This window comes from Bacillota bacterium (assembly GCA_013178305.1).
Taxonomy (GTDB): domain Bacteria; phylum Bacillota; class Sulfobacillia; order JABLXB01; family JABLXB01; genus JABLXB01.
In genome coordinates this window covers 136,423-149,237 of the sequence record JABLXB010000003.1, presented here as the reverse complement: position 1 = coordinate 149,237, position 12,815 = coordinate 136,423, and the positions used below count along the sequence as shown (strand labels likewise).

The following is a 12,815-nucleotide window of genomic DNA, read 5'->3' as shown; positions in this document are numbered from 1 at the left end:
CAGGTCGTTATTTGACGAATCCTCCGGGATCACCTTCCGCCTCGGTTCCGCGTTCAGACCTGCTGCAGCGTCTGGTGCCACGGGGAGCAGTCTTGGCAAATCCCGGGGTCGCGGTGTACCCAATCGCTTTCCATCACTTGCTCAAACGTGATCAGTACTACCGGTCCCCTTATCTCCCCGCCGTAATCGTCAGAGACTGGAAGGCGATGCCCAGGTCTCGACCGTCACTGCTGATCCCTAACACCGCAGGTGAGATGGAATCCGGTAGTTCAAAGTGTATCGCCAACTGAGAGTCCCTCACCAATGCCTCAGGTATTACGATCTCGTACTCCCCGGGTTTCGCTACCACCCATTCACCAAGTCTATCTTCACCGACGTAGATCTCAACTCTCTGTTTATCGATATCTCCCTTTATGAAAGGAGACAACGTCGCCTTCAATACAACATCGGATTGGGATGGGTCTATCGGTATCAAGAGTGATGCACTCTCCCCATCTGTCCACGTGAACCCTTCTTCAGGCAGACTCCACCCCATTCCCTGGTAATGCTCTGCATTTCCTCCCTCTCCAAACCGAATCTCCGAACCATATTCGTATTCGGGCACCTGTAGAACGGTCACAGATCTCATTGCGATTCCCAATGTCCGCAAATCGCTGCTTACACCCAACTCCTTTGGAGAGACACATCCTGGCAACGCAAAGTCTATCCTTAATGGATCTCTGACACACTCTTTCGGTATCACCATCTGGTACTCACCGGAGTCTCTTACTAGCCATTCACCTAGTCTCTCCTCGCCAACGTAGATCTCGACTTTCTGTTTGTCCAAACCTCCTGCTACGAAAGGAAACAGCGTCGCCTTCAATACAAGGTCGGATCTGGACGGCCCTACAGGCATCAAAAGTGACGCAGTCTCTGCTTCTGTCCATGTGAACCCTTCTTCAGGCAGACTCCACCCCACTCCTTGGTAGTGCTCTGCGTTTCCTCCCTCCCCAAACCGAATCTCCGAACCATACTGATATACAGGTGGCTCCAGCACTTCAATCCCGCTGCGGGTAAACCTTCGGTGCGTCGGTGTCCATGATCGGGTTAGCCAGCTGAAGCCGTCAATCTCATATTCTTGCATCTCGGGAAGATAGTTTCTGAGCCAGTAACTGTGTTCCCATCCGTACCACAAGAACCTGCGCTTTCGCACATCTGTTTCCGCTACTTCGAACATCGAACGGCCAGGAAGCTCAGATTCGAGGCCCAGCACTGATGTCACCGTCTTGGGTATATCCGACAGACATACAGGTGCGTCCGATACTTTCAGTGCCCCCCTGCGCGAAAAGGGCTTTGCCAGAACAAGCGGGAGCCCCGGGCTGATTGTGCTAGAACTAATGATACCTGTTCGGCCATGAGGACCAGGATAGCCGCTCGCCGCCAGATTCACGCCAAAACCACTCCCGCCGTGATCCCCGACGACAAAAATGAGAGAGTTGTCATATGCCCCGGCCGCGTCTAAGGCCACTAGAAACCTCCGAATGATCTCTAGCATCGCTCGCGATTGAGTCTTGTAGGCTTCACGAGTGTAACCCAGGTCCTTGATTTCCAGTTCTTCGTTCAGATAGAATGGCGGGTGTGCTCCCCCCAAATGAAAGAACTTAAACACTGGTTTATCACATGTGACTGCAACGTTGGAGGCTTCCTGGGCAAAACTCAAGTTCGATCTGGTTACGGGCATCAGTAGCCTCTGGCTCAAGTTCTCATGAAGGCTTGCTTTTAGAAGACCGGGAGCATTTCGGTATGCAGCAGCAGACCACAGGTCACCGAGCGCTCCGATTTTCGCCCCTAGGCTTGTTCCCATTCGCTCCGGACTCATATAGTCTTCATAGTGGCGTATAGGCTGCCCGGAAAACGAGTATGACTCGATCCGATAACCTTCCCTTTTCAGTATCCTGGGAAGGCACTCGGAGGTGTAGACGCTCTCCAGGAAGTCAGTTATAGGGAGTGAATTGTCGTAATACTGGCCTGTAAGAATCAAGGGAATTGAAGGATAGGTGGTAGGGAACCCGCCGACGGCATTGCGGAAATAAGTGAAACCCTGGAAGATACCTAGATAATTGGGATTCTCATTTAGTAGCTCCTGGAAGATGTCTGTCTGAAACGCATCGAGAACCAGTACTATGACATTCTTCGTAGTGGAAAACTGGAACTTGGTGGCCTCACCTACACTGCCGTTCCAGCCAGGTTCTGCAGGCGCGTTCACATATGCCGAGATAATCAAGACAGCCTGAGCCAAGAGTAGTCCTATACTGATTTCCTTCGCCACTCTAAGGAAATGCTTGCGGGCGAGATACAAAACAATTAGAAAGACTGCCCATATAAGAGCATCGATACAACTCTGAGCACCAAACTCGTGCCATTGTATCTGTCGACCGTCTACTACGCCGTAACTCTTTAGGAGAATATTCCCTTCCAGCCACGACAAGAATGTCGCGCCGACCAACACTAGTTTCACAGTTCCAAAAGCGGAGCCTTTGAGTCTTGATAATAGAATTGTTGTTAGCAGACTAGTTGTTACTGTAACACCAATGAGTAGGCCAAGAACATCGCGAATAGAGAACGACCATTCCCCAGCATTAGTCCAGTATACATAGAGTGGGGTGAATAACAGAAATGTAGATACACAAGTGCATGCAACAAGAGCAGTCTCACCATACTGCTTGTAGAACCTGATTTTGGACATAGAACCAATTCCTTTAGTCTATTTCCTCTGCATCAAATAGAGGATTCTCTTACAGTCCGGGACCCGGGCAAAGCATACTGTACTAAAGAACTTGCCAAATTCGTATTCAAATGCCTCCTGCCGATAGTCTGTGAAGACATCTTCCCTGTTTCTCAACAACTCCTGAACCTTGGGATCATCTTTGGGTACAAACTCTATTATGAGGAATCTGCATTGTCCGGCAAAACACTCAGCTATCCTGGCGAAAGGAACATTATTGCTGATTGCCAGGTGATGAGCCAGTGCTAGGGCTAAGATTACGTCGGGAGAACCTCTGTCAAAGAGCGATATCCGTTCCCTATTGTCCCATCCTATGTTCGCACTGGGGTTGCTTATGTCGACAAGGAGAGGCAGTATGTACGATTCATTCCGCTCTTTACATGTCAAGTAGTTTCTTTCAACGGCTGCTGGGTCACTGTCCATGGAGACGGTGAGTATTCCGCGGCTGGCGGAGAGCCGGCTAAAGACGCCGGTATTTGCGCCAATATCCCAGACGGACTTCGGGCCAATGTGCTCCAATGACTGAGCCACAAATCGTTTCTTTAATTCCAGTCCCTCTCCTGTATACCCAAGGTTTCTCTCGTAGTAGTCACTCCAGGTTGTCCCGGACGGTTCCCACCTCAGGCCGTGGACCGCGGATTCTAGGCTGTCAATAATGGCCAGCAGGCCTTTGCGGCTGATTGTCTTGGTGTCTACCTTCTGATGCTCAGAACTCTTCTGCATCAGTCCATGGATATGAAGATGAGAAAGCAGTGGAAAACTCGCCCATGTCTTGGCTGGAAGCAGACGACTAGTCAAATCCAACGGAATGCCATCCATAAAAATATGCAGCATCTGGCTAAGCCGAACGTCCCGACGGGCCATCAGAGCCAAGGGGCCGAGAAAGTGCTGGCAAAACTGTCTATACGCTACCCAGGGTAGGCCCTCACGATACAGCTCAAATGAAAGAGTGTCGATGAGAATAGGCTTGCCCCGAATGAACTGAATGTTAAACCCGCTGGCGTCCTTCAGGATCATTCCATGTTTGAGTGCAATCCTCTGAATGCGCAAAGTAGTGAGAGCCGCGTCCCTTAGCTGACTGAAGCACCATTCATAGGGGTACGAAATGAACGGAATAACCTCCGGCCTAATAATCTTGTAGCGTTCTCGCCCGCTTTCACTACCTTGCAGATTGACTTCAGCATGGGGAACGAGCAATCCATTGGCTTCAAGGGTCTCGTATAGTCCAGACTCAATCAGGTGATCGTAATGATCCCTGTAAACCAGGTTTACTTGACGGTACAGCACGTTGTCACGAAAAAAGAGAAACCCACTCGGGTCTCTAAAAGAAGATTCCACTCTTGCATGCACGGCAAGCACACCTTCTAGTCTTCATCTGATTTGTCCGTAGTTTGCTCTTTGCATTCCTTTTTCACGAAGGCTTTTCTCCACAACATCTTAACTACGAACGGAACAGTAATGAGGCTCGCCAAAAGCACCTGCATTATGTAGCTGCCGGCACCAGGATCGACGTAAGCATAGGCAATGTGTGGAACCAGGAGGTAGACGACTGTGCAAAGAACAATGCCCACCGATTTGCTTCCCATGAGCGCTGTCACTCCTTTATCTGGAGGCTGGAAGTTCACTCTCTCGCGTAATCCCCGACTCCACGTCATATCTCTTCCGCCACAGCCCGCTGAAGCCTGTCAAAGACCCGTACGCTCACGAAGAGGAACACCACGCACGCTAACGCTAGGTAGCCCAAGCGCTCCCAGTTCGGCCACCTGCCATAGAAAAAGACCTCCCGGTATGCCTCAATCAGAGGAACTGCAGGGTTCAGGGCAAACAATCCTCGCAGATTGGGAGGCACCATTTCCGACGAGTACAGGACAGGCGTGAGGAAGAACCACATTGTCACGAACACTTCGGTGATGTGCTGCAGATCCCGAAAGTAGACGTTGCCTACCCCGACCAGAAAAGCCATGCCAATTGCCAGTAGTGTCTCCAGGCCCAACACCACAGGAAAGGCAAGCACAGCAGCGGTGAGCCTTACTCCAGAAATGAGCAACGCAGGGATCAGGATTAGAAGGCTTAATACATAGTTCACCAGGTTGGCCAGCACTACAGAAAGTGGAAGCACCTCGCGAGGAAAGTAGACCTTCTTGATGAGCGCGGCGTTGTGCACCAGGCTGCCGGATCCCTGAAGAACCGAATTGGCCAGGTAATTCCAGGGGAGGAGCGTCACAAATAGGAAGACCGCGTAATTCTGTATATTCGACCGCATAATGAATGAGAAAACGATGCTGTAGACGGTCAGCATGAGGAGTGGGTTGAAGAAAGTCCACAAGAAACCCAGGACCGAACCCTTATACTTAGCCCGTAGCTCTTTGGCGACCAGATTGAGCAGCATTTCGCGGTAAGCGTAGACTTCTTTCACACGCTCCCACACTGAGCATTTCTCCTTCGAACACTGAGCCGACGCAGCAACTCACCAATGGGTCACCGCGAAACGAAGCGTCCCGCAGTACCGATCTCCGCATAAGATCTTGCCTACAGACGGGCAGCAAGCCCTTCGAGGTGCTTCGCCACAAACCTAGCCTTCTCCGCCTCGACGACCGCGCGCGCCCTGTCGAACACCTCGTCGAGAGGCACCAGCGTCGACTCCTTCTCGCGGCGGAGCTTCATTTCGACGCCGCCACGCGACAGGCTCCGCTGGCTCACCGTGATCCGCACCGGCATCCCAAGGAGGTCGGCGTCGTTAAACTTCACGCCGGCACTGGCGTCGCGGTCGTCGTAAAGCACCTCGAATTTCTTCTCAAGGAGCCCGGCGTACAACTTCTCCCCCGTCCCCCTGACATCCTCCGACTCACCGAGGGTTAGAAGGTGTATGTGGAACGGCGCCACCGTGGCCGGCCAGATTATCCCGCTGTCGTCGTGGTTCTGCTCGACGACGCACGAGAGCATGCGGCCGAGGCCGATACCGTACGACGCCTCGACGATGGGTTTCTCCTGGCCGTCTACGTCGAGGTATGTCGCGCCCATCGACTTGCTGTACTTGAGGCCGAGTTTGAAGGTGTTGCCGACCTCGATGCCGCGGGTGATGTGCATCACGCCGCCGCACTTCGAGCAGATGCTGCCGTCGACGGCGGCAGCGATGTCGGTCACGATTTCGGCCGAGAAGTCGCGCCCGATGTTCGCGTTCCTGACGTGGTATCCTTCCTTATTGGCCCCCGCCACCAGGTTCTTCGCGGCGGGCACCGAGTCGTCGGCCACCACGCGGAATGCCTTCCCGGCGGCCTTCAATCCGATCGGGGAGGTGTACCCCGGCACGAGGCCCGCAGCCCGCGCCTCCTCCTCTGTGGCGAGGCGAATCTCCCCGACCTTCAGCGCGTTGCCTAGCTTCCGCTCCTGGATCTGCAGGTCCCCGCGGATGACCGCCAGGACCGTCTCACCCTTGGCGACGTAGACCATCGTTTTCAGCGTCTGCGACGGGCTAACGCCGAGGAAGCGGGCAACCGATTCGATGTCCTTCTGCCCCGGCGTCGCGACCTCTTCGAGCGGCAACTCGACGTCCGCAGGGCCCGAAGCGCTACCGGCCGCCCCTGCCACTCCCGCGGCGCCGCCCGCGCCTGCGGGAGCATCCTTCCTCGCCACCGCGACCTCCATGTTGGCCGCGTAGCCGCACTTCTCGCACAGCACCAGCGTATCCTCGCCGACGGGGGTCACCAGCATGAATTCGTGCGCCATCGAGCCGCCCATCATCCCGACGTCCGACAGCACCATCACGACGTCGACGCCGCAGCGGTGGCAGATGTTGAAGTAGGCCTGGCACATCTTGGGGTAGTACTCGTCCAGGCATGCCTGGTCCTTGTGGAAGCTGTATGCGTCCTTCATCACGAACTCGCGCACGCGGATGAGCCCGCCGCGTGCGCGCGGCTCGTCGCGGAACTTCGTCTGCATGTGATATGCCATGAACGGGAGCTGCCTGTGGGAGTCGACCTCTCGCCTCAGGAGGTCGGTGATGACCTCCTCGTGCGTCATGGCGAGCACCATGTCGCGGCCCGACCTGTCCTTGAACCGCACCATTTCGGGCCCGATGTCGTACCAGCGCCCGGTCTCCTGCCATACCTCGGCGGGGTGAACGACCGGCATGTTGATTTCCTGGCCGCCGATCGCGTCCATCTCTTCCCTCATGATGTCGGCGATCTTCTTGTAGGTACGCCAGGCGAGCGGCATATAGGTGTAAATCCCGGCCGCGAGCGGCCTTATCATACCCGCGCGCAGGAGCAGCTTGTGGCTCTCGATCTGCGCCTCCGCGGGTGCCTCTCTCAGTGTGCGGCCGAACAGCCGGGACATCCGCATAATGGAAACCCCCTCCTGCAGGACCTTCCTTATCCTGGCCAACCTGGCCGTACAATGGCAGGCCAGCCCATGATCAGAAAGTATATCCCTCGGAGGGGGTATGTCAACCTTTATGACGTTTTGTCGCCCCCCTACCTTACCGCCCCAGCCCCAGCCCCGCTGCGGTGGTCATGACGGACTCCGCGAGCTTCGGCAGGGACGCGGCCGCTCCCGCGACCTGGCCAATTGAGGCGTTCAGCTCCTCGGCGCTGGCCGCTGCCTCCTGAATCCGCCCCGACATCTCCTGAGCGCCCTGCTTCGCCTCCGAGAACGAATCCATCATGGTCCCGAGAGCCCGGGTGGCCTGGCGGGTGAGCTGGGCGCTGCCGCTGACCTCCCTGTTGACGCCGCCCACGGAAGTGTTGAGTCTCTCGATGTTGCTGTTGATCCCTTTGACCAGCGTACCGATTTCCTTGGTGGAATTCTGCGCCTGGGCAGCGAGCTTACGGACCTCGTCCGCGACCACCGCGAAACCGCGGCCGTGTTCGCCGGCCCGCGCCGCCTCGATGGCCGCGTTCAGCGCCAGGAGGTTGGTTTGATCCGCGATGCCGCTTATTATCTCAACAATCGCGCCTATCTGATCGGATTTGCCGCTGAGCTCAACCATGTTTTTCTCGGCATCCCTGACGGCGGCCTCGATCTTCTTCGACGCCTCTTCCACTTCGGATGTCGACCGCGTCCCCTCCAGGGCGAGGCTCACGCTGCGCTCGACCACTTCGGCCACTTTCTGGGCATTCTGCGAGATCTCGGCGATGAGGTTCGCGAACTGGCTGGTTGCAGCGGACATCTCCTCGGAGCTGGCGGCCATCTCCTCGCTCGTCGCGCTGACCTCCGCGGCGACGCGCTCCAGCTCCTTCTTCTGCTGGTCGAACTCGACCAGAGACGAAATGTCCCTGCACAGCTCGAAACCCCCCACGACCTCACCCTTGCTATTCCTGATCCTGGCGGCGCTGGCGAGAATCGGGATCTTCCGGCCGCTCTGGTGGGTTATGGTTACCCTGGCCCCCGCTATGGTGTCGCCCGTACTCATGCACCGCTTCAAGGCGCACCCCGAATCGCAGATATCGCTCTTGAACACGTCGCGGCATTTCTTCTTTCCGACGACCGCTTCCGGCTCCCACCCCACCAGCCTGGCGCACGCCTTGTTCATGTAGGTTATCGTGAGGTTCTCATCGGCCATGAAAAACGGGTCCGAAAGCCCCTCCACGATACTGCTCGAAAGCGATTCCTTGTCGCGGATGTCCGTCTCCGCCTTCACTTGATCGGAGATGTCCCTGATGACCTCCATGCCCCCTATGACCTCGCCGTTCGCGTCGAGGATTGCGGAGGCGCTGGCGCTTACCGGGATTCTCTGGCCGGACCGGTTAGTGATGGTCACCCTGGCTCCACTTATAGCTTGTTTCTTCAACATGCAGGACTCGATTGCGCACCCCGTCTCGCAGATGTCGGCCCTGAGGACCTGGCGGCATTTCATCTTGCCCACGACCTCGCCGGCCGAGTACCCTGTCAGCGACTCGCACCCGCGGTTGAAATACGTGATGGTCAGGTCAGGACTCACAATGAAAGCGGGGTCCGGTAACGATTCAACGACGCTTCTGTGATAGGCGGACTGCGCGAGACGCTCCTTCCGACCGTGCCTTCCGATAAGCACGACCATCCCCCCCCCAGAGAGTATGATTTGTTTTCCGGACTTGAGGCCGATGTATGCTACCTTTACTTCTCTTATCGCCTGCTAGCAACCACAAAGTTAGGGTGGTGCCGGGACTTATAATTCTGAATATTGGGGTCCGTCGCTGAGATCCCGCTGTTGGGGTCCCGCGTGGGGGTCAGCGGCGGCTGAAGCCCCCGGCTTTGGCCGCCAAAGTAAAGACCGCCGGGTCTACTCCGGCGGTCCTGCGATCATGGGTGCGAGGCCTCGGTTGGACCCCGGACCCTACGCCAGCTTGAACCTCGCCACCAGCCTGTTTAGCTCGCCCGCCGCCTGCGACAACGCGTCCGCGGACGCGGCGACCTGCTCGGCGCCCGCGCTCTGCTCCTCCGCCGAGGCGGAGACCTCTTCGGCTGTCGCGGCGACCTTCTGGCTGAAGTCCGATATGCCATGAATCGCGGCGACCACCTGATCGCTCTGCGCCGACATCTCGGCGCTGGCGGCGGCGCTCTCATCCGCGCGCGTGGAGATCTTGTCGACAGTCCCCGCTATCTCACGCCCGCGGGACGATAGCTGCGGCGCCATCTCCGCGAGCCGCGCAACTTCGGCCTTGGTCTCGTGCACCTGAGCGGCGATGTCCTCGAGCACGCTGCCGGCCTTCTTCCCCAGATCGACCGCATTCTCGATCTCTTTCAGGCCGGCGTCGGACCCGCTTACCGCCGACTCAATACCATCGTTGACTCCCTGTATGAGCTCGGTGATTTGCCTCGCGGACTTGGCCGTGTTCTCGGCGAGTTTCCTGACCTCGTCGGCTACAACCGCGAATCCGCGCCCGTGCTCGCCCGCCCGCGCCGCCTCGATCGCGGCGTTCAGGGCGAGGAGGTTGGTCTGTTCGGCAACTCCGCGGATCACCTCGACGATGCTGGCGATCTCCTCCGACCGCTTGCTGAGCTCTCCGATCTTCGATGACACATTGTGGGTCGAGCTGCGGACCTTCTCCATACCCTCGAGCGTCTGGCCGACTGCCCGAGTGCCGTTGTCGGCAGCCTCGGCGGCGGATTCCATCAATTCCGCGACCTTCTTCGTGGCCTCCCCGGCGTCCTGCACTGCGGCGAGCATGCGGTCGACAGTCGCGCGGGTCGACACGACCATTTCCTTCTGCTCCTGCGAACCCTCCGACACGCTGCGGATTACGCCGGCGAACGACTCCACCGCGTGGGACGATTCAGTCGCGAGCCTGTTCTGGTCGGCCGCACCCTGCGCCACCTCGCTGATCGCGGTCGCCACCTGGCTGCTCGTCTTGCCCTGCTGCTCGGCGGCAGTGTTGAGTTCCTGGCTGATCTTGGCCACCGTGTCGGCGCCATCCGATATGCTCTTCACTATTTCGAACAGGCTATCGAGAAAGGCGTTGAGATGGGCCGACAGTTGCCCGAGTTCGTCCCTGGATTCGACCTTGAGCCGCCTGGTCAGGTCGCCCTCGCCCCCGGCCAGGTCCTTCACCATTCTGAGCGTGCGGCCCACGGACCCTGAGATCCTGTTGTAGAGGACGGTTGCGGCGGCCAGGCTCACGAGGATCCCGATTATGCTGAAGGTAATCTGCTGCTTGTTTATGGACGCGACCTGCGCGGTTGCGCTGCTGACCCTGGTGGCTGCGACGTTCTCCTCGTCATCCGAGATGAGCGATAGCGCCTCGCGCGCGGTCTCAAACTGGGCGGCGGCTTTACTGAAGGCCTCCTTCACGCCGGAACCAGCCGCCTGCTCGTCACTTGACGCAACTATAGGGATCAGCATATCGCGGAACTTTGAGAGCTCCGCTTCGAACTTCCCCCACTTCTCCGATTCGACGGACATCGTGAACGCCTTGTACTTGCCCCAGCGTTCCTCGACCTGCGCCAGGTTCGAGGTCGCTGCCGTCACCCATTTCTCGCGCTCGTCACCCCGCGTCTCCAGGGAGTTCTGCAGGCCCTGGAGTGACTGGTAGAGATCGCGGTCGGCGTTCAGCAGGAGGGATACGCTCGTCAGGTGGCCGTCGCCGACTTCCTTGATGGCAGTCCCGAGAGTATTTCGTGAGACGTAGGCCTGCCAGACGATCGCAAGGCTCACGATCATCGGCACCGCCAGGGCGGCGTACAGCTTGGACTTCAGTCGCCAGTCGTTGAATCTGAACATCTCTACTCCCCCATTCGGCTGCTCACGGGGCCCGCGGACCCAGCCCCTTCCATATTTATCGGGGAAAAGCGTAAAGGCGTTCATTGCCCCGCCCCTGCGCCGCCGCCCGGGCGCGTCCAATCGTCGCGGCTGAGGCTGAGGCTTACCAGATCCCGTCAGCCGTGTTATGATGTAGGCAGTCACTGGGGGAGCCGGCAAGGCTGAGATAGGCACGCGAGTCTGACCCCTCGAACCTGATCTGGGTAATGCCAGCGAAGGAAAGTGGCGGGCAAGTACCGTCGAATCGCGCGCGGGCAGGTCGCGGTCCGCGGAAGCGATTAATCAGCGAGAGGTCTTGAGCTATCGCCGCCGGTCGCGTCGAGCTCCGGCGGCTGTTGTTTCCCCCGCCGGCCGGTAACCCCGGTTACCCACATCACTGGGAGCCACGCAAGGAGGTTACTGGAATGACACAGATGCAGGCCGCCAGGCGCGGAGAGATCACCCCCGCAATGGCCGCTGTGGCCCGGACCGAGGGCATAGAGCCCGGCGACGTGAGAGACTCCACCGCAAGCGGGGCAATGGTAATCCCGGTGAACGCCCATCACAGCGGTGTTGCGCCGGTTGGAATCGGTCGTGGGTGCAGGATCAAGGTTAACGCCAACATCGGCACGTCGTCCGCAAATCCGGACCCGGAAGCGGAAGAGCGAAAGCTCGGAGCCGCCATACGGGCAGGCGCCGACGCGGTAATGGACCTCAGCACGGGTAGCATTGAGTCAATCCGCACGACACGGCAAATTGTACTGGGTGGCAGCCTCCCCGTCGGGACGGTCCCGATCTATGAGGCCGCCGTGAAGGCCAGGCGCCTGCGCGGAGCTGTGGTGGAGATGACTGTCGATGACGTGTTCGAAGTGATTGAAGAGCAGGCGTGCCAGGGCGTCGATTTCATGACCGTCCACTGCGGAGTCACCAGAGACACCCTTCAACGGATGAAGGCCGAGGGCCGGGAATGCGACGTCGTGAGTCGCGGCGGAGCGTTCACAATAGCCTGGATGCTCCACCACGACCGCGAGAACCCGCTGTTCGAGCAATTCGACAGGCTCCTGGAGATCGCCGCGCAACACGATGTCACCCTCAGCCTTGGAGACGGGTTCAGACCCGGGTGCCTGGCAGACGCCACTGACAGATCGCAGGTCCAGGAGCTGATCGTCCTTGGCGAGTTGGTCGACCGGGCTCGCGAGGTGGGGGTTCAGGTCATGGTGGAAGGTCCGGGCCACATGCCGCTCGACCAGGTCGAGATGAACGTCGCTCTCCAGAAGCGCCTGTGCCACGAGGCCCCCTTCTACGTGCTGGGACCGCTGGTTACGGACGTGGCAATGGGATACGACCACATCGCGGCCGCAATAGGCGGGGCGGTTGCTGGGATGGCCGGCGCGGACTTCCTCTGTTACGTGACACCCGCGGAGCACCTCGGGCTGCCCGGCGAGGCCGACGTCTACGAGGGCGTGATGGCCGCGCGCATCGCCGGCCACGCGGCGGACATCGTCAGGGAACGGGGGTCAGGCACGAAGAGAGACGGTGCGCCCGCACGGCGGCTCGCCTGGGAGCGTGACCTCCTCATGGCCCGCGCGAGGAAAGCGCTCGACTGGGAAACGCAGTTCGGCCTGTGCCTCGACCCCGGCCTTACCAGGAGGCGGCGCGCCGAGATGAACCCCTCGGGAGTGGCCGAATGTACGATGTGCGGCGACTACTGCGCGATGAAGATCGTGGCGGAATCACTGGGCGGAAGCGCGCGGGCCCAAGGTAACCGCGGTCAGGGTATCCGGGGCCAGTGCTGACCGTAATGAATGGGTGCCCCGAAATGACTTTATGACTTTG

Annotated in this window: 8 protein-coding genes and 1 riboswitch; of the genes, 1 reads left to right on the top strand and 7 read right to left on the bottom strand. The window is 58.5% G+C overall.

Going from position 1 to position 12,815, the window contains the following annotated elements; genetic code table 11:
• Positions 1-169: 169 nt before the first annotated feature.
• The 7 genes from HPY55_08430 to HPY55_08400 all read right to left on the bottom strand — a co-directional run bounded on the left by HPY55_08430 (position 170) and on the right by HPY55_08400 (position 10,961).
• A complete protein-coding gene (locus tag HPY55_08430; GenBank protein ID NPV70653.1) occupies positions 170-2,725 on the bottom strand; it encodes a sulfatase-like hydrolase/transferase in 2,556 nt (851 codons plus the stop codon).
• Positions 2,726-2,743: 18 nt separating this feature from the next.
• Positions 2,744-4,114, bottom strand: coding sequence for an SAM-dependent methyltransferase (locus HPY55_08425; protein ID NPV70652.1), 1,371 nt, complete (start codon positions 4,112-4,114; stop codon positions 2,744-2,746).
• A 14-nt stretch (positions 4,115-4,128) separates the two neighbouring features.
• Entirely contained in the window at positions 4,129-4,350 is a 222-nt protein-coding gene (locus HPY55_08420; GenBank protein NPV70651.1) for a hypothetical protein, read from the bottom strand.
• Positions 4,351-4,415: 65 nt separating this feature from the next.
• Complete coding sequence (locus HPY55_08415) at positions 4,416-5,192, bottom strand: ABC transporter permease (protein ID NPV70650.1); 777 nt, start codon at positions 5,190-5,192, stop codon at positions 4,416-4,418.
• Between the two features lie 101 nt (positions 5,193-5,293).
• Entirely contained in the window at positions 5,294-7,105 is a 1,812-nt protein-coding gene (locus HPY55_08410; protein NPV70649.1) for a proline--tRNA ligase, read from the bottom strand.
• Positions 7,106-7,241: 136 nt separating this feature from the next.
• A complete protein-coding gene (locus tag HPY55_08405) occupies positions 7,242-8,795 on the bottom strand; it encodes a PAS domain-containing methyl-accepting chemotaxis protein (protein ID NPV70648.1) in 1,554 nt (517 codons plus the stop codon).
• 282 nt (positions 8,796-9,077) lie between these two features.
• Positions 9,078-10,961 (bottom strand): methyl-accepting chemotaxis protein, encoded by a 1,884-nt coding sequence (locus tag HPY55_08400; GenBank protein ID NPV70647.1) that lies wholly within the window; start codon positions 10,959-10,961, stop codon positions 9,078-9,080.
• Between the two features lie 174 nt (positions 10,962-11,135).
• Positions 11,136-11,238: riboswitch (TPP riboswitch) on the top strand.
• 166 nt (positions 11,239-11,404) lie between these two features.
• Here HPY55_08400 and thiC point away from each other — a divergent pair.
• The gene (thiC, locus tag HPY55_08395; protein NPV70646.1) at positions 11,405-12,775 is read left to right on the top strand and encodes a phosphomethylpyrimidine synthase ThiC; all 1,371 of its coding nucleotides are present in this window, start codon (positions 11,405-11,407) and stop codon (positions 12,773-12,775) included.
• Positions 12,776-12,815 lie beyond the last annotated feature (40 nt).

Bases quoted from the DNA above. Each gene is read 5' to 3' on its own strand.
- thiC (NPV70646.1), top strand. From the start codon at position 11,405: ATGACACAGATGCAGGCCGCCAGGCGCGGAGAGATCACCCCCGCAATG.
- HPY55_08420 (NPV70651.1), bottom strand. From the start codon at position 4,350: ATGGGAAGCAAATCGGTGGGCATTGTTCTTTGCACAGTCGTCTACCTC.
- HPY55_08410 (NPV70649.1), bottom strand. From the start codon at position 7,105: ATGCGGATGTCCCGGCTGTTCGGCCGCACACTGAGAGAGGCACCCGCG.
- HPY55_08430 (NPV70653.1), bottom strand. From the start codon at position 2,725: ATGTCCAAAATCAGGTTCTACAAGCAGTATGGTGAGACTGCTCTTGTT.
- HPY55_08400 (NPV70647.1), bottom strand. From the start codon at position 10,961: ATGTTCAGATTCAACGACTGGCGACTGAAGTCCAAGCTGTACGCCGCC.